Annotated in this window: 18 protein-coding genes; 16 read left to right on the top strand and 2 right to left on the bottom strand. The window is 67.7% G+C overall.

Features of this window, described 5'->3' with window-relative positions:
* Positions 1–236: 236 nt before the first annotated feature.
* The 9 genes from ACTJLF_RS19715 (at position 237) to ACTJLF_RS19675 (ending at position 13,749) form a co-directional block, all read left to right on the top strand.
* Entirely contained in the window at positions 237–1,322 is a 1,086-nt protein-coding gene (locus ACTJLF_RS19715) for a ParB/RepB/Spo0J family partition protein (protein WP_440883766.1), read from the top strand.
* Positions 1,323–2,429: 1,107 nt separating this feature from the next.
* Positions 2,430–2,678: a hypothetical protein gene (locus ACTJLF_RS19710; protein WP_440883765.1), complete on the top strand. Its 249-nt coding sequence runs from the start codon at positions 2,430–2,432 to the stop codon at positions 2,676–2,678.
* A gap of 82 nt (positions 2,679–2,760) precedes the next feature.
* Complete coding sequence (locus tag ACTJLF_RS19705; protein WP_019657403.1) at positions 2,761–3,024, top strand: hypothetical protein; 264 nt, start codon at positions 2,761–2,763, stop codon at positions 3,022–3,024.
* Complete coding sequence (locus ACTJLF_RS19700) at positions 3,021–4,880, top strand: phage integrase family protein (protein WP_440883764.1); 1,860 nt, start codon at positions 3,021–3,023, stop codon at positions 4,878–4,880. The genes ACTJLF_RS19705 and ACTJLF_RS19700 overlap by 4 nt, the downstream gene beginning before the upstream one ends.
* Before the next feature lie 259 nt (positions 4,881–5,139).
* A complete protein-coding gene (locus ACTJLF_RS19695; protein ID WP_165924540.1) occupies positions 5,140–5,292 on the top strand; it encodes a hypothetical protein in 153 nt (50 codons plus the stop codon).
* A gap of 263 nt (positions 5,293–5,555) precedes the next feature.
* Positions 5,556–6,548: a hypothetical protein gene (locus ACTJLF_RS19690; protein WP_440883763.1), complete on the top strand. Its 993-nt coding sequence runs from the start codon at positions 5,556–5,558 to the stop codon at positions 6,546–6,548.
* A 1,224-nt stretch (positions 6,549–7,772) separates the two neighbouring features.
* A complete protein-coding gene (locus tag ACTJLF_RS19685; protein ID WP_354327790.1) occupies positions 7,773–8,951 on the top strand; it encodes an HlyD family efflux transporter periplasmic adaptor subunit in 1,179 nt (392 codons plus the stop codon).
* A 32-nt stretch (positions 8,952–8,983) separates the two neighbouring features.
* The gene (locus tag ACTJLF_RS19680; protein WP_440883762.1) at positions 8,984–10,360 is read left to right on the top strand and encodes a hypothetical protein; all 1,377 of its coding nucleotides are present in this window, start codon (positions 8,984–8,986) and stop codon (positions 10,358–10,360) included.
* Entirely contained in the window at positions 10,348–13,749 is a 3,402-nt protein-coding gene (locus tag ACTJLF_RS19675) for an efflux transporter outer membrane subunit (protein WP_440883761.1), read from the top strand. The genes ACTJLF_RS19680 and ACTJLF_RS19675 overlap by 13 nt, the downstream gene beginning before the upstream one ends.
* A gap of 218 nt (positions 13,750–13,967) precedes the next feature.
* Here the strand turns inward: ACTJLF_RS19675 and ACTJLF_RS19670 are convergent, their stop codons facing one another.
* Positions 13,968–14,228 (bottom strand): type II toxin-antitoxin system Phd/YefM family antitoxin, encoded by a 261-nt coding sequence (locus ACTJLF_RS19670; RefSeq protein ID WP_126186065.1) that lies wholly within the window; start codon positions 14,226–14,228, stop codon positions 13,968–13,970.
* A gap of 203 nt (positions 14,229–14,431) precedes the next feature.
* Positions 14,432–14,875, bottom strand: coding sequence for a universal stress protein (locus ACTJLF_RS19665; RefSeq protein WP_354426388.1), 444 nt, complete (start codon positions 14,873–14,875; stop codon positions 14,432–14,434).
* Positions 14,876–14,978: 103 nt separating this feature from the next.
* Here ACTJLF_RS19665 and ACTJLF_RS19660 point away from each other — a divergent pair, with 103 nt between their 5' ends.
* The 7 genes from ACTJLF_RS19660 to ccoG all read left to right on the top strand — a co-directional run bounded on the left by ACTJLF_RS19660 (position 14,979) and on the right by ccoG (position 22,152).
* Positions 14,979–17,324, top strand: a complete 2,346-nt coding sequence (locus ACTJLF_RS19660; RefSeq protein WP_440883760.1) for a heavy metal translocating P-type ATPase — start codon at positions 14,979–14,981, stop codon at positions 17,322–17,324.
* Complete coding sequence (gene ccoS, locus ACTJLF_RS19655) at positions 17,324–17,461, top strand: cbb3-type cytochrome oxidase assembly protein CcoS (protein WP_019657396.1); 138 nt, start codon at positions 17,324–17,326, stop codon at positions 17,459–17,461. Before ACTJLF_RS19660 ends, ccoS begins: the two co-directional genes overlap by 1 nt.
* 65 nt (positions 17,462–17,526) lie before the next feature.
* A complete protein-coding gene (gene ccoN, locus ACTJLF_RS19650) occupies positions 17,527–18,966 on the top strand; it encodes a cytochrome-c oxidase, cbb3-type subunit I (protein WP_019657395.1) in 1,440 nt (479 codons plus the stop codon).
* Between the two features lie 9 nt (positions 18,967–18,975).
* Entirely contained in the window at positions 18,976–19,605 is a 630-nt protein-coding gene (gene ccoO / locus ACTJLF_RS19645) for a cytochrome-c oxidase, cbb3-type subunit II (protein ID WP_019657394.1), read from the top strand.
* Positions 19,606–19,629: 24 nt separating this feature from the next.
* Entirely contained in the window at positions 19,630–19,770 is a 141-nt protein-coding gene (locus ACTJLF_RS19640; RefSeq protein WP_126186060.1) for a cbb3-type cytochrome oxidase subunit 3, read from the top strand.
* Positions 19,771–19,788: 18 nt separating this feature from the next.
* Positions 19,789–20,706, top strand: coding sequence for a cytochrome-c oxidase, cbb3-type subunit III (gene ccoP, locus ACTJLF_RS19635; protein WP_126186059.1), 918 nt, complete (start codon positions 19,789–19,791; stop codon positions 20,704–20,706).
* 15 nt (positions 20,707–20,721) lie between these two features.
* Positions 20,722–22,152 (top strand): cytochrome c oxidase accessory protein CcoG, encoded by a 1,431-nt coding sequence (gene ccoG, locus ACTJLF_RS19630; RefSeq protein ID WP_440883759.1) that lies wholly within the window; start codon positions 20,722–20,724, stop codon positions 22,150–22,152.
* Positions 22,153–22,156 lie beyond the last annotated feature (4 nt).

Here is a 22,156-nt window from a genome sequence, read left to right as displayed (position 1 = left end):
CCGTTGGATGGTCAGGCGGCAACATCTCGGCGGCGCGACAGCTATCTACCAGTGCCTGTCGACAGCGATGCGCATGTGGAAACCGGGTTTCCATGGGCAGGCATCAATCCTGACCAGCCAGCTGGAACCCAGCCTTCCAGTCCATTCAGTGCCGGCGGCTCGCCCGCCCGCACCCAGCCAGGGGCGCGCGGTGCGCGGTACCTGGAAACCTGGTTTCCACCGCCAAGGAGATTCCAATGGCTAGTACCCGCAAACGCCTCGAAGCCCTGACCGCGGGATTGTCGATTCCCGAACCGGCGCCTGCATCGGCGGCGCCCGCGGCCCCGGTTGCGGTGGCGCCGGTCTTTCCAGGTGCGGCAACAGCTGCACCCATGGAAACCAGGTTTCCACCGGCCCAGACCGGAGCGATGGCACCACGCACGGGGCCGGGCCAGATGCTGGCATTCCGCGGCCAGATGCAGGCGGTGGAAGGGGAACTTGCGGCCTTGCGCGAGCGCCTCCAGCAGCATGACGGATCGACGCCGACGCGCAAGCTCGACCCCAAGACCATCCGTGCATCGCGATGGGCGAACCGCCATCCAGCCTCGTTTGAGACAGCGGCGTTCGCCGCGCTGAAGGCCGACATCGAACAGGCGGGCGGCAACGTGCAGCCGATCCTGGTGCGTGCCGTGCCGAACGAGCCAGGCCAGTACGAGCTGGTGTTCGGTCATCGGCGCCATCGCGCATGCCTGGATCTCGGCATTCCTGTACTGGCGGCGATCTGGGTCGACGAGCTTGGTGACATCGAGCTGTTCACGGCCATGGACCGTGAGAACCGCGAGCGCACGGACCTGTCGGCGTACGAGCAGGGCGTGATGTACCAGCGCGCGCTCGACGAGCAGCTGTTCCCGACCCAGCGCCAGCTTGCTGAAAAAGTGGGGCGCAGCCACACCTGGGTGCGCAAGGCGCTGATGGTGGCTCAGCTGCCGTCAGCCGTGCTCGAGTGCTTCCGCAGCCCGTTGGAAGTGCAGCACCGCCATGCGGAGCAACTCAATGCTGCCCTCGACAAGGATCGCCGCAGCGTCCTGAAGCGCGCCGAGAAGGTCCGGGGCCTGAAGCTCGCACCCGCTGCGGTGGTGGCACGCCTGCTCGGCATGGAGGCGGCGGCGAAACCGGAAAAGCTCGCGATCCAGAGCGATGGCAAGACGGTGGGTTCATGCCAGCGCGCCGTCGACGGGACCGTGACGCTGACATTGCTGCCTGGTGCCATGTCTGAAGTGGCATCGGATGCATTGGTCCGATCCGTGGCGGAAACCCTGCAGCGGGTTCGCCTGCTGGGCTGACCGGGGCGCCATTGCGCCTCATGTGAGCACCGTTGGGAAACGAAGCGGGGCCTGAATGTCAGAAGGAGAGGGAAGGGCGCCGCCCTCTCTTCATCTGAATCGCTCGGCTGCGAGGGCGGGCAAGGCCGGCACAGCCATTGGCCGCATCGATAACGCTCCCAGCAAATCGAATGCGCCTATTCGCGCAACCAGGGGGGCTCCATCCTCATCCACGGCATATCGGGCGGAACATGGGGGCTTTGGCTCCTGTGTGCAGAGGGGATGCGAGCAGACGACTCGTGGCACCCCTCCATCTAATCTTGAGGCGATGCTTGCCGGCTGTGCCGCCAATGCCAAAGATGCGCTGGCCAGTCGAGCCGTCAACGCGCTTCCGCTGCCACGAATGCCTCAGCAGCCAGGTGCCAATGAACCTCGATCAAGGCGATCGCAATATCTCCGAGTTCATCCCATCCGCGCTGTGCCGACAACATCGATCGACGGACTCCGAGACATGAAAGCACTGGTTCTGGAAAAGCACACGAACTCAAGCTGCGAGCTCAACATGCCGCTTCAGGTGGGGCCGCGTGACGTGAAGATCTGCATGCACCGTGGATAGAGCACGGCTTCCCGGTTCGGAACATAAATCACGGCCGACCAGCTCCGGACCAATAGCGCAAAACCTCCGAAGCTGGCTCGCCCGGTGGCGTCGTTCGGTATGTTTGCGCCCACTTCTCAGCGAATTCCTAAATCCCAAATAACCACACATTTCAAATCGGCGAGGTGGGGAGTTAATGCTGCGCCGTCGCTTGGCCTGGGCACTGCGTCGTTCTCGCATTGCGCCTGCAACACGTGCCGTGGAAAGATCGAGATCTAAGGCACGTGGCAGCGGGATTGTTCTTGAGGCGAAGAGGGCCCCGAAGACCGGCTCGCTCACCTGAGCTGCATTTGGTGTCGTCGGACTCGCCCAGTAAGCAACCCCGCATCTTTACTACCCCTCCAACTTCGTACGGCAAAACCTCCGCCAAGTAGCGGCGTGGCCTTGAACCCAAATACGCTGCTACGGCAACCACTTGCAGCACAAAGTGAACCTCGATGCTCAGTAGATGGCACATTCGTCCGCACGTCGGCGTGTCCATCACTGACAAGCCCCGTGAAAATATCCAAGCGAATCAACAAGTTAGCCCCATCTCCGGTAGTGACCTGTCGAGATTGCCAGCAAGAACAACACAAATTATCATTGATGATTATGTGAGTCGCCATCGCTTCGCCTATCCGCCTACAAAGCCAAGAAGGGGAGCGAGCGATGATCCGGAGCGTCCGCGGTTCAGCGCGGCAGGTAGCATTCAGGAAAAGGTCATGCAAAGGAGGTCGCAGTGAGCACGAGGATCTGGAGAGGGGCCCCCGTTGGGCATGCATGCTGCGCGGTTGCCGCCGGAAGCTGTGCAGAGGAGCTGGCACGATGAGCTCTCATCCCGTTCCGACCCGAGAGGAACTCGCCAGCCTGGAAGACGACGAACTCGAGCGCCTGGCCATCGAGTGGCGCGCCCGCGCCTCGCGCGGTGCCCGGCAAGCCTACGGCGTGGCCCATGCGCTGGAGGTCGAGTGGCGCCAGCGCATCCGCGTGAGCCGCGCCCAGGAATTGCCGCCGCCCGTGGTCGAGCCACGCCGCTGGTGGAAGTTCTGGCAGACCCGGCCAGCATCCGAGGCGTCCTCCTCCCTGTGAAGCCGACCTCCCCGCGCAAGCTTCACCGCGGCCACTTCGCCTTCATGCGCGCGCTCGCGCAGGGCGTCGACGAGCGTGCCAGTTGGGACCGCTACCTTCGGCTGGAAGGCGAGCATGTCGACCTGCGGACGGTGCGCCGCACCATCGCCTGGATCCGCGACGCCTTCGCCGCGGCCGCGCGCCGCGAGCACAAGCCGGGCACGGCGCGCCTGATCCTGCTCGATCCCGAACGCTTCACCGCGACGCCGGCGTTGCCGAGCCTGGCCGAATTCGCACAAGCCGAAGGCCTGGAAGATTTCTCCGAGGCCGAGCAGATCGAGGCTTATGAGGCGGCGTTCGGGCAAGGCGGCGGCTCGGCCGGAGGCCGGCATGGGGGGGGCTCGCGCCGGGCGCGCGTCATCGAGCGCCAACTGGAGGCGCTGCACTGGCTGGAGCGCCTGGTCGCGCAGGACCCGCGCCCCGGCGACAGCGTGGCCGCCTGGCTGCACCCCGCGCTGGCGGAGCGGCTGGAACGCTCGGGGCTGGCGACGCTGGCCCAGTTGGTCGCGCACATCAACGACAGCGGCGCCCGCTGGTGGGTCGAGGTGCAGGGCGTGGGGCAGGGCAAGGCGGCACGCATCCTCGACTGGCTGCATGCCAACGAGCAGGTGCTGGGTCTGCGAGTGAACGCTCACGCTGCTGCACCCCGAGCCCAATTGAACCCATCCACCCTGGCGTCGGTGGTTCCGTCCGCGACCGCGCTGGTGCCCTACGAGAAGTTCGTGCTGCCCGCGAACCTGAATGGCCGGGAGGGCGCCTGCCGGGCCCCACGTGAGCTCTGCAATCTGGTGGCAGCAGACGACCACGAAGCCATCGGCGCATGGCTCGTTTCGAAGGGGAATGGCGAGCCCCGGGCGCCCATGACCTCCACCCAGCGCTCCTACCGCAAGGAAGCGGAGCGGCTGCTGCTGTGGTCGGTCCTGGAACACGGCAAAGCCCTGTCCTCCCTCACCGGCGAGGACGCGCAGGCCTACCAGGCCTTTCTCGCGCAGCCGCCCGCCCGATGGTGCGGCGCGCGTCATCACCAGCGCTGGTCGCCGATGTGGCGACCGCTCGAAGGCGCGCTGACGCCGGCGGCGATGCGGCAGTCGCTGATCATCCTGCGAAGCCTGTTCGCCTTCCTGGTGGAGCAGGGCTACGTGACGGGCAACCCTTTCTCGCAGTCGGTGCTGCCGCCGGATGCGCAAGGCCGCCTCGGGGCGAACCGCATGCTGAGCTTCGCGCAGTGGGACCACGTCGACGGACAACTGCGCAGCCACGTGGACACCGAGCCCGGCCGCCGCCTGCGCAGGGGCATGCGCTGGCTCTACGCGACCGGGCTGCGCCTGTCCGAGATCAGCGAAGCGCGCTGTGGAGACCTGCGTCCCGGGCAGCCGGCCCCGGACGGCTGCCCCTGGCTGCTGTCCGTGACCGGCAAGCGCGGCGAGCGCCGCGAGGTTCCGGTGCCACCGGAACTGATCGACGAGCTCGGCGAGGAGCTGGCGCGCCACGGCTTCGACCGCCAGGTCGATGCGCCCGCCAATCGGAGCGTCCCGTTGCTGGCGCGCTTCGGCACGGGGGCCGAGCGCCCGACCGGGTGGTCGGCGTCGGGCCTGTACCAGGCCATCAAGGCTTTCCTTGCCCGCGCCGCGCAGGAACTCGACGCCGCCGACGCCGCGCAACTGAGAAAGGCCAGCACGCACTGGCTGCGGCACTCGCACGGGGCACACGCCTTGCGCGGAAGGGAAGGGCGTGCGCCGATGCCCCTGGCGGCGGTGCAGAACAACATGGGCCACGCGTCGCGGTCCACCACCTCGATGTACCTGCCACGGTCCTGAGCAGGGCAGGTCTCCAGGATCGTCGGGCCTCATCCCGCCTCCAGACTGCCGGGTGTCGAGGGGCTGCGCGCCGAGCTATCGGCAGCGGAAGACAACGCACACCAACTTTGTCCGACAGCCCCGACCAGCCCGCGGAACGCAGACTCCACTGCCCAACCACCGGAGGAAAGAAGTGAGAAGTCGCAATCGTCGAGACACCCAGCAGCCACAGCCGCAGCCACCGCGGGGGGAGTTCTGGCTCCTGCTCACGATCACGGTGATGATCGCCACCATCGCCCTGCTGCATCTGGCCGTGGAGCGAGAGCGCGCCGGAGGAGCTTTCCAATTCGATCTTCAGCTGCTGTCCGCAACGCCGGCGACACCGGCGCAGGGCCCTGAAGCCACGCTGCGTCTGCCCCAAGACATCCGCTGAATCCTCTGAGATCGCGCAGGTCCGGCAGTCGCGCGCGCTGCCGACAGGCTCGCCTGAATCAGCCGGGCGCCGCGCTGGATCTCTTCACTCCGCCAACGAACATGCCAGCAAGCGAGCGGCAGCGGCTCGGCGCCTGCAGCACGACCTGCACGAGCCGGCCTCGCACGGCATCGTTACCTACCCGACGACACGCAAGCCGCTGACCAGTGGGATGAAACGCCCGCAGAAAAGTCCAGGCTTCACTACAAACACAAGGAGCAGCCATGGCCCAGTACGGCGTCCAGCCACCGATCGGCGTCACCGAAGATTCCTCCGGCCTCAGCGGTGTTTCATGGGGGGCGATCTTCGCTGGTGCCGCCGGCGCCGCGGCGCTGTCCCTCGTGCTTTTGCTGCTCGGCACAGGCCTCGGCATGTCTTCCATCAGTCCCTGGTCCAGCCAGGGCGCCAATGCCGCCACGCTCGGCATGGCCACCATCGTGTGGCTCGCGTTCACGCAGATCGCGGCCTCCGGCATGGGCGGCTACCTGGCGGGACGGCTTCGCACCAAGTGGACCGGCGTGCATACCGACGAGGTCTACTTCCGCGACACGGCGCACGGCTTTCTCGCGTGGGCCATGGCCACCTTGCTGACGGCATCTTTGCTGGCTTCCGTCGTCAGCTCAATCGTCGGCGCGGGCACCCAGGCCGGCGCCACGGTGCTCGGCGGCGCCGCTTCCACCGCCGCATCCGCGACAGTGGCTTCCGCGTCGAACGCGACCCGAGCCCAAGGCGGGTCGGATGCCAGCACCGGACCGGTGAGCTACTTCGTCGATTCGTTGTTCCGCCGCGAGCCCGTCGCCTCCACCTCGGCCGCGACCTCGGCATCGGGCGCGCCGTCGGGCGACACCACCACGGCGCCCGCGATCCCGCCGCTGACGCCGAGCGGCAACCCCATGGCCACCGATGCCGAAGCCAGCCGCATCCTGCTCAACGGCATCCGCACCGGCGCCTTGCCTTCCGAGGACACGCGATACCTTGGACAGCTGGTCGCACAACGCACAGGCCTCAGCCAGCAGGACGCGGAGAAGCGTGTGACCGACACCTTTGCGAAGACCCAGGCTGCGCTGAAGGACGCGCAGGCCAAGGCCAGGGAGGCCGCCGACACGGCGCGCAAGGCATCGGCCTATGCCTCGCTGTGGCTGGTGGTCTCGCTGCTGATCGGCGCCTTCGTCGCAAGCTTCGCCGCAACTTATGGCGGCCGCTGCCGCGACCTTTGACCGATAGCGCTCTCGCATCCAATCCCCGAAGGAAATCACCATGCGCTCACTTCTGCTGTACTTCCTGGGTGTACCGATCCCGATCATCATCCTCATCGCCCTGTTCTTCCGCTAGGCCAGGCGGCGCGCCCGGTTAGCCGGGCCGATGCGCGCCGGGGCGACGCTGAACATGTCTCTGACGCAAGGCAAGTGCACCGTCGCGCTTCAAAAAAGGGACGGGTCCATACCGCCTTCTGTGCGGTGCTGGAAATGCATGCCCCGTCTGAAGAGGAAATCCTGCTCTTTTGCGTGTGCCCTGCCACGAAGGTCGAACCCCCTCGTCCAGTCGCGCGAAGCGCCGTATCAGGTGAAGCGGTAGATCATGCTGCTGCTACCGAATGGCGCCGGATGCCACGACTACCGCGCCCATCACAGCTCCCATGCGCGAGGCGATGGAAAACCTCGGGCACGAGAAAAATCTGCTGATGCCTTCCGCAGATCAGCTGCGGGCCGATGAGTTCGGCGGCCGGTGACGCCGAACGACCAGGGAGTGCGATGCGCGTGATCGGCTGCTCACCCAGCACCGAGATCACGCGCGAGTGACCTTTCCCGGAAGCTGCGCATCTGCCGGGACAACCAATGAGTCGGATCGTCAGCGCCACAACCCGGCGCTCCAGCATGTACCTCGAGGAGGTTCAACTGCACTTGCCGGGCGTCAGAAGGCGTTCATGTTTGGACCGATCCGTCACTGACGTTACTGAATATCGGCCTGCCCCTCGCCGTCTTCATCTGGGCTTCGCGCCACATTCGCTTCGCGGACTCTAAGCGTCCCCTCTGACGACTTGCGCCCGCACGGCGTTGCCTAAAGGTTCAACCTTTTGTCGCCGCGTGCGCTTCTTCCCATGGTGCTGTAGGACTTTGGCTCGCTTCGCGTTGTGGTCGAAATGTGAACTTTGCACACTCTGTTTCGCACCGACGCAGCCAAGAACGGAGTTCCGTCGTACCTTGATATTGCACTGCAGCAAATCAGCGACGGCGAATCGGACCCCCGCAGACGCATTGCCAATCAGTGCCTCAATTCATCAACCCATGGACGTGTGCCGGCGGTGCGAGCCCCGCGTGCGCCCATCCCAAAGAGAGGTGGTCATGCCTGCTTCGAAACTCCGCTCAGGTCTTTCTTTCCAGCGCCGACGGTCGCTCGGGCCTTCCGCTTCGCAAGGCCGGTTTCGGCAGCGCGGCGCCTTCGTGCCCAAGCTGGCAGCCTATGGCCTGCTGGCCTTCGTGCTGTGGCTGATGATCGCGACGCTGGTCCAGCCGCTGCTTTCCTCGCAGGCCACCCGGGCCGTGCTGCAGGCGCCCGTCGGGCTCATCACGTCGCCGATCAACGGCGTGGTCACGCAGATGGTGGTGCACGCGCGCGATACGGTCGAGCCGGGGACCGTCGTGGCAACCGTACGCAACCCGACCATCAACCAGGAGCTCCTCACCACGCTGAGTTCGCAGCGCCTGGCGCTGCAGAGCCAGCTCGCGCAACTGGGCAACCACTACAAGGCGGACAGCCAGGAGCTGAAGTTCGTCGGGCACGAGGCCAACGTCCATCGCGAGGCCTCGCTCGCGCAGGCCTGGGACGCGTGGCAGATCGCGCAGCGGCAGCGCGACGTCGCCCACAGCGTGGTGGAAGAGCAGGAGAACAAGGTGCGCGTGAACAGGGCGCTGCTCGAACAGGGTGCCATCAGCGAACAGGTGATGAACGCGGCCGAGGCCCAGTTGAACACGGCGCGTGCCAATGCGGCGGTGGCCGAGCAGACGTTCGCCGGTCAGGCGCAGACGGTGGCCAGCGCGGGGCAGGGCGCCTTCGTGGGCGCCGGGGGCAACAGCATCTTCCAGACACTGGAGAGCCGGCGCGAGGTGCTGCGCAACAGCGTCAATCGCACCCAGCAGGACGGTGCCGCCATCCTCTCGCAGCTCAAGCAGGTGACGGCGCTCGAGAACGAGGAACGCCAGCGCGTGGAGAAACTCTCCGCCTACGAAGTCAGGGCGGCGCAGCCCGGACTGGTCCACACCGTGCTGGCACCGGAAGGTGCCTACGTCACCGCCGGCGCTTCTCTGGTGCGCGTCACCGACTGTCGGCGTCTCGGCGTGGTCGCCGTCTTTTCCGCGCGGGTGGCGAAGCGCCTGAGCATCGGCTCGATGCTCGACGTGAAGCTCGACCAGAACGGCCCCGCGATGCCCGCGCGCGTTCAGCAGCTGCTGCCGGTGGTGTCCGATGCGCTGCAAAGCACCTACAGCGTGCCGTTCCCCTTCGCGGAGCAAGGTTCCATCTATGCCGTGGCGGACTTCGAAGGCGACGCTGCGCAGAAGGCCACGGAAGGAAGCACGCTGTGCGCGCCCGGCAAGGTCGTCACGGCGAGCCTGCGCTCCTGAGGCAAGGCATGTCCTTCGCGAAAGTGCCAACCATGCGAGCCGCTCCATCGACGCTCACCCTGGCGCCGTGCATGGCTGCGTGGCTGGCGCTCGCGTCGCCGGCGGCGTCCTTCGCGCAACAGTCCGGCACGGCCGCAACGACGAGCGCGACAGCGACTGCCACGGCGACGGCCGCGCAACAACGCCTCGCGCAGCAAAGCTGCGACGGCCTGCGCCAGGCCGTGAAGGATGCGCAGAAGGGCGCGGCCACCGGCCCGCTGTTCCTTCCGAGCTATCGCATGGCCGGCAACGATCGCGGCTCGCCGCCGCTGGAGCCTGCGCTCGTGGGGGCGGCCTACACGTACGACAACGCTCTGGCCGGCATTGCGCTCCTTGCATGTGGCGACCCAGCCTCCGCCCGGCGCATCGGCGACGCCGTCGTGCGCGCGATCGAACGCGACCCCCACGTCGCCGACGGTCGCGTGCGAAACGCGTACCGCGCCGGTCCGATGACCGAAGAGAAAGGCACGCTGCCCGGCCGTTGGGACGAAGGCCGCAAACAGTGGATCGCCGACGCCTACCAGGTCAGCACCGCCACCGGCAATGTGGCCTGGGCCGCACTGCTGCTGCTGAACCTGTCGCAGGCCGAACCCTCGCCGGCCTATTTGGCGGGTGCGAGAAAGCTGCTTGGCTGGGTCGAGCAACGCACGCGCGCGAAAAACGATCCCGACGGCTACAACGGCGGCTGGTTCGGCTGGGACGAAGCCCAGCGCCCGCAAACCTGGAAGTCGACCGAACACAACATCGACATCGCAGTGGCCGCCGCCTGGGCTGCACGGGCGGGAGGCACCGCAGCAAGCGGGGTTCAGGACGAGGCCGTGCGCCGACAGGCACGCACCGCGCTCGACTTCGTGGGCCGCATGTGGAACCCGGCGCAGCAGCGTTTCCACATCGGCACGAAGGAAGACGGCTCCACCATTTCCACCGAGGGATCGGGGCTCGACGCGCAGCTCTGGCCGCTGCTGGCGGCCACCGATCGCTCCTGCGCCTGGATGGGTGCGCTCGACTGGGCGCAGAAGCACCACCGCTTTGGCGAGGGCTACGGCTTCTCGCGCGAGCCGGACGGCATCTGGACCGAGGGCAGCGCACAGTTCGCCGCCACGCTCGTCGCTCGCAGGGGCACGGCACCCGAGGCGCTGTGGCGGCTGCTCGCATCGCAGCGCGCGGACAACGGCCTGTACTACGCCACCCCCAGCGCGCGCATCTCGACCGGACTGGCCATCGGGCCCGATTCGCCAGGCCCCGACTTCTTCTACTACCACTGGCCGCACCTGGGCGCCACCGCGTGGATCGCGCTGGCTGCCACCGGCTTCAACCCATTCACCGGCAAGACCGCCGCAGCAGGAGCCATTCCATCATGTCCCACCTGATCGCCACGCCGGAGTTCCAGCTCAACGCCCTCGTGGCGGGGCTCGCGCTGCTCCTGATGACCTGGGGTCGTGTCGAGCGCACGAGTCACCGCGTCCTGTTCGGGGCGCTGACCGCGCTGCTGCTCATGCGCTACGCCGTCTGGCGTGTCACGGCCACCATGCCCCCGTCGGACCTCGGCTTCGAGACTCTCTTCGCCTGGGTGTTTCTGTTCTTCGAGATGACGGCCGTGGTCTACACGCTGATGTCGATTCACATGCTGGTTCGTCGCCGCGACAACCGGCGGCTCGCTGATCTGGGCGAGGCTGCGCTGCGCGGGCGTGGCGCGGACGTGCCCGCACTGGACGTCTTCATCTGCACCTACAACGAGGAACTGGCCGTGCTCGAGAAGACCATCATCGCCGCGCAGGCCATCGACTACCCGCGGCTGCAGGTCTGGGTGCTCGACGACACGCGGCGCGACTGGCTGCGCGACTACTGCGCGCGCAGGGGCGTGAACTACGCGCGCCGCCCCGACAACAGCCACGCCAAGGCGGGCAATCTCAACAACGGCCTGCGGCTGTCGGCGCAGACGACCAATGCGCCGTTCATCCTCGTGCTCGACGCCGACTTCGCCCCGCGCCGGCAGATCGCCTACCGCATGCTCGGGCTCTTCGACGACCCGAAGGTGGGGCTGGTGCAGACGCCGCAGTTCTACTACAACGCCGATCCCATCCAGCACAACCTGCGCGCCACCGACAGTTGGGTCGACGAGCAGCGCGTGTTCTTCGATGTGCTGCAGCCCGCGAAGGATGCGGTGGACTCCGCCTTCTGTGTGGGCACTTCGTTCATTGTGCGCCGCGACCTGATCACGGCCGCAGGCGGCTTCCCGGTGGGCAGCGTGTGCGAGGACATCCACACCACCTACCTGCTGCTGCGGCGCGGCCACATCACGCGCTGGCTGGGCGAGCGGCTGTCGAACGGCTTGTCGGCCGAGAGCATCATCGACTACATCAACCAGCGCAGCCGCTGGTGCCTGGGCACGGTGCAGCTCGCGCTGCTGCCGAACGGGCCGCTGCGCGGCAAGGGCTACAGCCTTTCGGCGCGGCTGCACTTCCTGCACGGCCTGCTGCACTGGCTCGGCAAGCCCTTCATGGCGCTGATCATGCTGGCGCCCGCGCTGTACTGGTATGCGGACGTGTCGGCCTTCCACGCGACCCCGCAGGCCTTCGCCGCCTACGGGCTGCCGCCGCTCGTGATGTTCTGGGCCTACAGCTACTGGATCAGCCAGCGGCGCTGCCTGCCGGTGTTCAGCGAGGTGAGCCAGCTCGTCGCCGCGATGGCCGTCACGGGCACGCTGCTGAGCGCGATGCTCAAGCCTTTCGGGCATCCGTTCAAGGTTACGGCCAAGGGCCTGGACCGCTCGAAAACGGTGGTGCACTGGAAGCTGGTCGCCGTGTTCGGCGGGTTGCTCGTCGCGCTGCAACTGGGGGGCGCGACGGCCATCATGACCGGGCCGGCGCTCGCGCCGGGCGATGAGCTCAACTTGGTGTGGACCGGCATCGCGCTCGTCCTATGTTTGGGCGCGCTCATCGCCTGCGTCGACCTGCCCCGGCCGGATGGCGAGGAACGCTTTCCCTGGTCCGCCGCGACCCGCGTGCGCACGGCCGCAGGGGAGGGCGATTCGCGCTTCGTCAACATCGCGGCGGACGGCGCCATGCTCGAAGGCGGCGCGGTGCTCAGGCGCCTGTGCGCGGGGCAGCCGCTGGAGGTCCACGTCGAGACGGTGGGATGGCTGCCGGCCTTCATCGTGCGCCGCAGGCGAGCCGGCGCGGAGCTGCGCTTCGCCGCCACCGAGGCACAGCGCGAGCAGCTGGTGAGCCACGTCTTCAACGTATCGCCGAGCCACGTCGCGGTGCAGGTGCGGCCCTGGGGCGCGGCCTCGGCCCTGCTTGCGAGCGCGGGCTTCGGCTCGCCCGGTGCCGGCTTCGTGCGCATGTTCCTGCGCGTGTCGCTGCTCGTGCTGGCGGTGTGCGTGCTGCTGGCGACGAGCGGCTGCAACCTCACGCCGCCGCTCAAGCAGCCCGATCTGGCCGTGCCGTCGAGCTGGCCCGCCGGCGCGACGGTGGCGACGGCGCAGCCCGCCGATTGGCGCGGCTTCGTGCAGGACGAAGAACTGCGCGGCCTGATCGACACGGCCCTGCGCCAGAACCGGGATCTGCGCGTCTATGCAGCGCGTGCACGCGAGGCGCGCGCGGTCTACGCGGGAAGCCGCGCGTCGTTGTTCCCGCAGCTGGGCCTCTCCGGCAACGCCCAGCGCGCGCAGACCACGCCGCAGGGCTCGCTCAGCCCGGTGGGCAACGTTCCGTCCGATGGCCGCGTCTCGAATAGCTTCGACATCCAGGCCGGCGTGATGTCGTACGAGCTCGACTTCTTCGGGCGCCAGCGGAGCTCCGCGCAGCAAAGCGGCGCCCTCGCGGAGGCCGGCAACATGGACTATGCGGCCGCCCGCATGAATCTGGTAGGCGAGGTCGCCAACGCGTACCTCGCGCTGCGCGCCGATCGCGCACTGCTCGCACTGGCCGACGCCAACGTCGCCTCGCTCTCGGCCAACGCAGACACGATCGGCCGCGCCAAGGCCGTGGGCGGCGCAGCGCAGCTCGACGTGTACCGCGTGCAGTCGCTGCTGCAGAACGCACGCGTGCGGCAGGAGGAGTACCGCATGCGCGTCGCCCAGGATCTGCAGGGGCTCAACGTGCTGGTCGGCCAGCCCGTGCCGCAGGACACGGGTTCCGCGCGGCCCTGGCCCGAACGCTCCACCGAGCAGGTGGCGGCGGGGCTGCCCTCCAGCCTGTTGCAGCGCCGGCCCGACCTGCTGGCCGCCCAGGCGCGTGTCGAAGCCGCCAATGCCGGCATCGGCGCGGCCAAGGCAGCCATGCTGCCGACCATCTCGCTGACCGCGCTGACGGGCGGCGTGAGCAACGAGCTGAGCACGCTGCTCAGCAGCGGCAACAGGAGCTGGGCCGGCGTGCTGGGCGTGTCGCTGCCGCTGTTCGACTGGGGGCGCCGCTCAGCCAATATCACGAGCAACGAAGAGAAGCTCGCCGCGGCGATGGCCTCGTACGAATCCGCAGCCCAGGTAGCGCTCCGAGAAACCGCCAACGCCCTGATCGCCAGCGACCATCTGCGCCCGCAGCTGGAGGCGCAGCAGCTGCGCGTGCAGTCGCTGGAGAACGTCGCGCGCATCTCGCAGGCACGCTTTCGCAGCGGCCTCGAAGACTATTTCTCCAGCCAGGACGCGCAGCGCGAGCTGTACGCCGAGCAGCAGCAACTGATCGAGCTTCAGCTCAAGGATGCGGTGAACCTCGTCAATCTCTACAAGGCGCTGGGAGGTGGTTGGAACCGTGCGTAGGCAGGCTGCCTATATGGTTTTCAGATCCAGCGGGGCGCCGTCTTCCTGCAGCGCGGCGCGCATCGTTGGATGCCGGTTCGGCCTGCCTTTCACCAAGTTTCGCCCGATCACATGCGCCTGCTACGGGCATTGCATCGCGCGGACTGAATCGCGACTGCAAAGGGATGCGGTCTTTCTGACTGCCCTTGTTGCGACGTAGGGCGACTGGCGTCATGCATTCAGAGCAGCGAGTGCTCGTCTGCGAACGCGCCGAATCGAGCGTCAAAGTCGTTCCAAGTCTGAACGTTGGCTGCTGTCCAGCTGTATGGTTTGCTGTGCTCGGCGTTTGCACGCCCCTCTTGAAGCTCCTTCATTTGCTGCGGAGAAATGAGGTACGCAGCGGGGCACCCGTCGCGCGTGATGACGACCGGCTCGCGTTGCGCATTGTCAAGAAGCTCTCCGAGTTTGCCTTGTGCCTCGACGGAGGTGACAGTGATCATTGGTCGGCTCGAAAAAATGGCAACTTCGACACTCTAACGGCCCGAAGCTCCACCGTTCTCGCGAGAGCCCGACATATGCGCGCTTCATACAGGCACTCTTGATGACGTTTTCCGGGGTCTGGTGCGGCGCGGCATCTGAGCGGGTGCGCCAGCGGCCGCTCAAAGGGACTCGCGGATCACCTTGCCCTCCGCAAGGCACCGCTTCAGCGCAGCACCAGCACAGGCAGCGTCGAGCGCACCAGCACCTGCTGCGTCTCGCTGCCCAGCAGCAGGCGCTTGAGGCCCTTGCGCCCGTGCGAGGCCATCACGATCAGGTCGCTGCGGTGCTTCTTCGCCGCCGCGATGATCGACTCGGCGACCAGGTCCGAGCTGGCCTGTGCCGTCTTGATCCGCACGCCGCGTTCCCGCGCGCGGTCGCGCACCTTGTCGAGCATGGCCTGCGCCTTCTCGGCCCACTGCTTCTCGATGCGGCCGACGTCTTCGGCGGAGAAGGTCATCGAGCCTTCGAAATAGCTCTTCGGATAACGGGGAACGACGGTCAGCGCGACCAGGTCGGCGTCGTTCTGCACCGCCAGCGAGATGGCGCTGTCGACGGCCTTCTTCGAAAGGGCGGTGCCGTCGGTGGCGACGAGGATGCGCTTGAACATTGAGGATCTCCACACAGTGTGCGCCCGAGCTTAGGCAGGCGACGGTCCTTGCGGCTTGATGCATATCAAGCGCCTCGCGGCGCCTGCCTCTTAGGCTCGCCCGATGAATGCCACGCTCGCCCCGGATCGCGCCGTGATCCCTGCCATTCCAGTTGCTCCAGCTCTGCCAGCTCCAGTCGGTGAAGACGCCTGGCAGATGCTGGACGATCCGGCCGAGTGGGCCGCGTTCGGGCGCGAGTTGAATGACACCGATGGCGGCTGCTGGGAGTCGCAGGTCATGGTCGAGGGCATGACCTGCGCGGCCTGTGCCTTCACCGTCGAGGACGCGTTGCGCCGGGTTCCCGGCGTGCGCGAGGCGCAGGTCAACGCGGCCAGCCGGCGTGCGCGCGTCGTCTGGTCGCCTGCGCAGACGCGGCCCTCGCGCTGGTTCGAGGCGAGCACGAAGGCCGGCTACCCGCTGCTGCCGGGCTGCGACCGCTCCGCGAGGGAGCTGCGTCGGCGCGAATCGCGGCTGGCCCTGTGGCGGTGGCTGGTCTCCGGCCTCTGCATGATGCAGGTGATGATGTACGCCTACCCCGCGTACGTCGCGCGGCCCGGCGACATGGGCGCCGATTCGGCGCAACTGCTGCGCTGGGCCTCCTGGGTGCTGACGCTGCCGGTAGTGCTCTTCTCCTGCGGTCCCTTCTTTCGCAGCGCCTGGCGCGACCTGCGCATGGGCCGTATCGGGATGGACCTGCCCGTGGCCTTCGGCGTGCTCGTCACCTTCGCGGTCAGCAGCGCCGCCACCTTCGATGCCGGCGGCCGGCTCGGCCACGAGGTCTATTTCGACTCGCTGACGATGTTCGTCTTCTTCCTGCTCACCGGCCGATGGCTGGAGGCGCGGCTGCGCGAGCGCACGGCCGGCGCCCTCGATGCGCTGATGAACCGGCTGCCCGATGCCATCGACCGACTCGCGGCCGACGGCAGCTGGAAGCGCGTGGCAGTGCGCCGGCTCGCCGTGGGGGACGTGGTTCGGGTGCGCCCTGGCGAAGCCTTCCCGGCCGACGGCGTGCTGGTCGAAGGCGACACCAGCGCCGACGAGGCCCTGCTGACCGGCGAATCGCGGCCGGTGCCCCGCGCATGCGGCGACCGCGTGCTCGCCGGCAGCCACAACCTGACGGCTCCGGTGCGGGTGCGCATCGAATCGGTGGGCCGGGGCACGCGCTTCGCGCAGATCGTCCGGCTGATGGAGAGCGCCGCCTCGCGCAAGCCGCGCCTCGCGCTGCTGGCGGACCGCGTGGCGCGTCCCTTCCTCGTCGCGGTGCTGGCATCGGCGGCCATCGCAGCCGCGTTCTGGTGGCCGACGGACCCGGGCAGGGCGCTGATGGTGGCGGTCGCGGTGCTCATCGTGACCTGCCCGTGCGCGCTCTCGCTCGCGACGCCGGCCGCCATGCTCGCCAGTGCGGGCGCGCTGGCGCGCGGCGGCGTGATGACCTCGAACCTGCAGGCGCTGGAAGCGCTGGAATCGGTCGACACCGTGGTGTTCGACAAGACCGGCACGCTGACGGGCGATGTCCCCCGGCTGGAGCGCATCTACTGCCGACAGGGCCTGCGGCCCGGCGATGCGCTCGAGATGGCGGCAGCACTCGCCGGGCAGTCGCTGCACCCTGTGTCGCAGTCGCTGGTGAATGCCTGGAACGCGCAGTTCCGCTCGCCACCCGATTGGATCGCGCAGCAAACCGTCGAGGCGGCGGGCCAGGGCATCGAGGGCCGCCTGCATCGCACGCGCGCAGCAGCCGGCACGGACCGGCGCGTGCGCCTGGGCTCGGCGGGCTTCTGCGAGGTGGCTGCATTGGAGGTCGAGGCCGCGCAGGTCCACCTGGCCGACGAGCAGGGCTGGCTCGCGAGCTTCGTGCTGGCCGAGGAGCTTCGCGCCGATGCCGCCGAGGCCGTGGCGACGCTGCGCGCGCAAGGGGTCACGGTGCGGCTGCTCTCGGGCGACAGGGACGCGGCTGCGAGGGAGATCGCCGTGCGCTGCGGCATCGACTTCGCGCAGGGCGACTGCACGCCGGAAGACAAGCTCGACGTGCTGTGGCGTTTGCAGGCCGAAGGGCGGCGGATCGCGATGGTGGGCGACGGCCTCAACGATGGCCCGTCGCTGGCGCGTGCGAATGCCTCGTTCGCCTTCGGCCGCTCGGTGCCGCTGTCGCGCGCGCACGCCGACTTCGTGGTGCTCGGCGACAGGCTCGCCAGCATCCCGCAGGCGATCGCGCAGGCACGCAGGACCTTGCGCGTGGTACGGCAGAACCTCGTGTGGGCCGCGGGCTACAACGCGCTGTGCGTGCCGCTGGCCGTCGCCGGCTGGCTGCCGGCCTGGCTCGCGGGCCTCGGCATGGCCGCGAGCTCGCTCGTCGTCGTCCTCAACGCCGCGCGGCTGTCGCGCGCTGGCGCTGGAGAAGGCGTGCGCTGATGGACATCCTCTTTCTCCTCGTGCCGCTGTCCGTGATGCTGGTCCTCGCGATCCTCGGCGGACTGTGGTGGGCCATCGAGCGCGGCCAGTTCGAAGACGTCGACATGGAAGGCGAACGCATCCTGCACGGCGATTGATATGCATCAAGCCCTCGGGCTGGTAACCCACGGAAACTGCCCGCAACTCAATCAAGGGCACGACGATGCAGGAACCCAGACCCCCCGCCGCGGAATACGACGACACGGTCGTGCGGCAGTTCGCGCTCATGTCCGTGGTGTGGGGCGTGGTCGGCATGCTGGTGGGCGTGGTCATCGCCTCCCAGCTGACGTGGCCCGAGCTCAACCTCGGCGTGCCATGGCTCAGCTACGGACGCCTGCGGCCGCTGCACACCAACGCGGTCATCTTCGCGTTCGGCGGCTGCGCGCTGATGGCGACCAGCTTCCACGTGGTCCAGCGCACCTGCCAGGTCCGGCTCTTCGCGCCCCGGCTCGCGTCCTTCGTGTTCTGGGGCTGGCAGGCGGTGATCGTGGCGGCCGCCGTCAGCCTGCCGATGGGCTACACGCGCGGCAAGGAATACGCAGAGCTCGAATGGCCGATCGCCCTGCTGATCGCGGTGGTCTGGGTGGCCTACGCCATCGTGTTCTTCGGCACCATCGGCACGCGCAAGGTGCGCCACATCTACGTGGCCAACTGGTTCTTCGGCGCCTTCATCATCGCGGTCGCGCTGCTGCACATCGTCAATGGCGCGGCGGTTCCGGCGGGATGGATGAAGAGCTACTCCGCCTATGCCGGCGTGCAGGACGCGATGGTGCAGTGGTGGTACGGCCACAACGCAGTGGGCTTCTTCCTCACGGCCGGCTTCCTGGGGATGATGTACTACTACATCCCCAAGCAGGCGGGACGGCCGGTGTATTCGTACCGGCTGTCGATCGTGCACTTCTGGGCGCTGATCTTCACCTACATGTGGGCGGGCCCGCACCACCTGCACTACACCGCGCTGCCCGACTGGACGCAGTCGCTGGGCATGGTGTTCTCGCTGATCCTGCTCGCGCCGAGCTGGGGCGGGATGATCAACGGCGTGATGACGCTCTCGGGCGCCTGGCACAAGCTGCGCACCGACCCGATCCTGCGCTTCCTGATCGTGGCGCTCTCGTTCTACGGCATGTCGACCTTCGAGGGGCCGATGATGTCCATCAAGACCGTCAACGCCCTGAGCCACTACACCGACTGGACCATCGGCCACGTGCACTCCGGCGCGCTCGGCTGGGTGGGCTTCATCACCATGGGGTCGCTCTACTACCTGATCCCGCGCATGTACGGCCGCACCGCCATGTACAGCGTGCGGGCCATCGAGGTGCACTTCTGGATCGCCACCATCGGCATCGTGCTGTACATCGCCGCGATGTGGATCGCCGGCGTGATGCAGGGTCTCATGTGGCGCTCGATCAACCCCGACGGCACGCTCACCTACACCTTCGTGGAGAGCGTGAAGGCCACCTTCCCGTTCTACCTGGTGCGCGTGATCGGCGGCGTTCTATACCTCAGCGGGATGTTGCTGATGGCGTGGAACGTCTGGATGACCGTCATCTCCGGGCGCGCGGTGCGCGCCGAGATCCCGCCGCCTGCCATGGCCCATGCCTGAGGACGCACGATGAATTCCAAGACTTCCAGCTCGGGCGGCTTCACGCACGAGAAGATCGAGACCAACAACCTGCTGATGATCGTGCTGATCCTCGTGGTGGTGGCCGTCGGCGGCCTCGTCGAGATCGTGCCGCTGTTCTTCCAGAAGTCGACCACCGAGGCGGTGCAGGGCGTCAAGCCGCTCACGCCGCTGCAGCTGGCCGGCCGTGACATCTACCTGCGCGAAGGTTGCTACAACTGCCACTCGCAGATGATCCGGCCCTTCCGCTCGGAGACGCTCCGCTATGGCCACTACTCGGTGGCCGGCGAGTTCGTCTACGACCATCCGTTCCAGTGGGGCAGCAAGCGCACCGGCCCCGACCTGCAGCGCGTGGGCGGCAAGTACAGCGACGAGTGGCATCGCATCCACCTGAACAACCCGCGCGACGTCGTGCCCGAGTCGAACATGCCGGCCTACAGCTGGCTGGAGAAGACGCCGGTCGATGCCGAGTCGCTGCCCGCCCACATGCGCGCGCTGCGCCGCGTCGGCGTGCCCTATACCGATGCCGAGATCGCCGGGGCCGCGGAAGACGTCCGGGGCAGGACCGAGATGGAGGCCACGGTGGCCTACCTGCAGTCGCTGGGCCTGGCGCTCAAGTAGGCAAGCGGCAAAGGACGCAAAACCATGATCGACCTCACCATCTTGCGCGTCGCCGCCACCGTCGTGTGCTTCGCGCTGTTCATCGGCATCGTGATCTGGGCGTATTCGCGCCGCAACGCGCCCGGCTTCCAGGAAGCGGCACGCCTGCCCTTCGAGCAGGACTGAAGTGAAGGGATAAGCACGATGAGCGATTTCATCCACCGTTTCTGGTCCGACTACGTGGCCGCGGTCTCGCTGCTGGGCATCCTCGGCTGCGTGATCCTGCTGTGGCTCACGGCCCGCAAGCGCGTCGCCGCCAGCGCCGACAACACGACCGGCCACGTCTGGGACGAAGACCTGCGCGAGGCCAACAACCCGCTGCCGATGTGGTGGGTCGGCCTGTTCGTGCTGACCATCGTCTTCGGGCTCGGCTATCTCGCGCTCTTTCCGGGGCTGGGGAGCTTCCGCGGTAAGTCCGACTGGACTTCGCGCGGCGCGTACGAGGCGGAAGTCGCCAGGGCCACGCAGGAGCTCTCACCCGTCTATGCGAAGTACGCGTCGATGCCTGTCGAGGAAATCTCGCGCGACCCGCAGGCCCATGCCATCGGCGAGCGGCTCTTCATGGGCAACTGCGCCCAGTGCCATGGCTCCGATGCGCGCGGCAGCAAGGGCTTTCCCAACCTGACGGACAAGGACTGGCTCTACGGCGGCACGCCCGAGAAGATCATCGAGACCATCACCAGGGGGCGGGTGGGCGTGATGCCGCCCATGGCCGCCGCCGTCGGTACGCCCGACGACGTGAAGAACGTCGCCAACTACGTGCTGAGCCTGTCGGGCGAGCCGCACGACTCGGTGCGCGCCGGCCTCGGCAAGGCGAAGTTCACGGCATGCGCCGCATGCCACGGCATCGGCGGCGTGGGCAACCAGGCCCTGGGCGCGCCCAATCTCAGCGACAGGATCTGGCTGCACGGCTATGGCGAGGCCGCCATCATCCAGATGATCAACTCGGGCAAGCACAACGAGATGCCCGCGCAGGAAGGCCGCCTCACCGAGGCACAGATCCGGATGGTCGCGTCCTACGTCTGGGGGCTCTCCAACAATGCGCCTGCGGCCACGCCCTGAGGCCGGCGGACCGCCATGACCCGCAGGATCATTCCCATCGCGAACGCCAACCCGGGAGGCGGCGAGGAGGTCGGCCTGTACGAGGCCTCGAAGAAGATCTATCCCCGCACCGTGCGCGGTGTGTTCGCGCGCTGGCGCTGGGCGCTGGTTTTTCTCACGCAGCTCGTGTTCTACGGCATGCCCTGGGTGGAATGGGGCGGGCGCCAGATGGTGCTGTTCGACCTCGTGGCGCGGCGCTTCTACATCTTCGGGCTGGTGCTCTACCCGCAAGACCTGATCTACCTCTCGGGCCTGCTGGTCATCAGCGCGCTCTCGCTCTTTCTCTTCACCGCCGTGGCGGGGCGGCTGTGGTGCGGCTACGCCTGCCCGCAGACCGTCTACACCGAAATCTTCATGTGGGTGGAGCAGCGCATCGAAGGCAACCGCGCTGCGCGCATGCGGCTGGACGCCGAGCCGATGTCGCTCGAGAAGCTGGTGAAGAAGTGGGCCAAGCACCTGCTGTGGATCGGCATTGCGATGTGGACCGGCTTCACCTTCGTGGGCTACTTCACGCCGATCCGTGAGCTCGGCGTGGCCTTCCTGCAGACGAAGATGGGCTCGTGGGAGGTCTTCTGGGTGTTCTTCTACGGTTTCGCGACCTACGGCAACGCCGGGTTCATGCGCGAGCAGGTCTGCAAGTACATGTGCCCCTATGCGCGCTTCCAGAGCGCGATGTTCGATCGCGACACGCTCATCGTGACCTACGACCCCCGGCGCGGCGAGCCGCGCGCGCCGCGCCGCAAGGGCCCCGATCCGCGGTCGATGGCGCTCGGCGACTGCATCGACTGCATCGACTGCGGCCTGTGCGTGCAGGTGTGCCCCACCGGCATCGACATCCGCCAGGGCCTGCAGTACGAATGCATCGGCTGCGGCCTGTGCGCGGACGCCTGCGACACGGTCATGCAGAAGATGGCCTATGCGCCGGGGCTGATCCGCTACGACACGCAGAACGGCATGGAGGCCGGGTGGTCGCGCCGGCAGCTGCTGCGGCGCGTGCTGCGCCCGCGGGTGCTGGTCTACGCCGCGATCCTGCTGCTGCTGGTGACCGGCCTGCTGGCCAGCCTGGTGGTGCGCTCGCCGCTGAAGGTCGACGTGGTGCGCGACCGGGCCGCGCTGGCGCGCATCGCCGAGGGCGGAAGGCTCGAGAACGTCTACCGGCTGCAGATCATGAACGCCACCGAGCAGCCGCAGCGCTACCGCATCGCCGCCAGCGGGCTCGAAGGGCTCAGCGTGTCGCCGGACGAGCCGGTGGCCGTCGATGCGGCCCAGTCGCGCTGGGTCGCGGTGCGGCTTCAGGTGCCCTACGGCAGCGTGCCCGCCGGATCGCACACGGTGCACTTCGGCATCCGCGAGGAAGGCAGCGGCGCGCAGGTTTCCGAGAAAGCGGCCTTCCTGGTGCCGCGCTGAAAGG

The sequence above is a fragment of the Variovorax sp. 22077 genome, assembly GCF_052044195.1.
In the GTDB taxonomy this organism is placed as follows: domain Bacteria; phylum Pseudomonadota; class Gammaproteobacteria; order Burkholderiales; family Burkholderiaceae_C; genus Variovorax; species Variovorax atrisoli.
This window is presented reverse-complemented; position numbering and strand designations above follow the sequence as displayed.

What these genes read in the sequence shown, in the direction of transcription:
- ccoS (WP_019657396.1), top strand. Translation starts at nt 17,324, where the DNA reads ATGGACATCCTCTTTCTCCTCGTGCCGCTGTCCGTGATGCTGGTCCTC.
- ccoN (WP_019657395.1), top strand. Translation starts at nt 17,527, where the DNA reads ATGCAGGAACCCAGACCCCCCGCCGCGGAATACGACGACACGGTCGTG.
- ACTJLF_RS19640 (WP_126186060.1), top strand. Translation starts at nt 19,630, where the DNA reads ATGATCGACCTCACCATCTTGCGCGTCGCCGCCACCGTCGTGTGCTTC.
- ACTJLF_RS19695 (WP_165924540.1), top strand. Translation starts at nt 5,140, where the DNA reads ATGATCGCCACCATCGCCCTGCTGCATCTGGCCGTGGAGCGAGAGCGC.
- ccoG (WP_440883759.1), top strand. Translation starts at nt 20,722, where the DNA reads ATGACCCGCAGGATCATTCCCATCGCGAACGCCAACCCGGGAGGCGGC.
- ACTJLF_RS19660 (WP_440883760.1), top strand. Translation starts at nt 14,979, where the DNA reads ATGAATGCCACGCTCGCCCCGGATCGCGCCGTGATCCCTGCCATTCCA.
- ccoO (WP_019657394.1), top strand. Translation starts at nt 18,976, where the DNA reads ATGAATTCCAAGACTTCCAGCTCGGGCGGCTTCACGCACGAGAAGATC.
- ACTJLF_RS19675 (WP_440883761.1), top strand. Translation starts at nt 10,348, where the DNA reads ATGTCCCACCTGATCGCCACGCCGGAGTTCCAGCTCAACGCCCTCGTG.
- ACTJLF_RS19715 (WP_440883766.1), top strand. Translation starts at nt 237, where the DNA reads ATGGCTAGTACCCGCAAACGCCTCGAAGCCCTGACCGCGGGATTGTCG.
- ACTJLF_RS19690 (WP_440883763.1), top strand. Translation starts at nt 5,556, where the DNA reads ATGGCCCAGTACGGCGTCCAGCCACCGATCGGCGTCACCGAAGATTCC.
- ccoP (WP_126186059.1), top strand. Translation starts at nt 19,789, where the DNA reads ATGAGCGATTTCATCCACCGTTTCTGGTCCGACTACGTGGCCGCGGTC.
- ACTJLF_RS19705 (WP_019657403.1), top strand. Translation starts at nt 2,761, where the DNA reads ATGAGCTCTCATCCCGTTCCGACCCGAGAGGAACTCGCCAGCCTGGAA.
- ACTJLF_RS19670 (WP_126186065.1), bottom strand. Translation starts at nt 14,228, where the DNA reads ATGATCACTGTCACCTCCGTCGAGGCACAAGGCAAACTCGGAGAGCTT.
- ACTJLF_RS19665 (WP_354426388.1), bottom strand. Translation starts at nt 14,875, where the DNA reads ATGTTCAAGCGCATCCTCGTCGCCACCGACGGCACCGCCCTTTCGAAG.
- ACTJLF_RS19680 (WP_440883762.1), top strand. Translation starts at nt 8,984, where the DNA reads ATGCGAGCCGCTCCATCGACGCTCACCCTGGCGCCGTGCATGGCTGCG.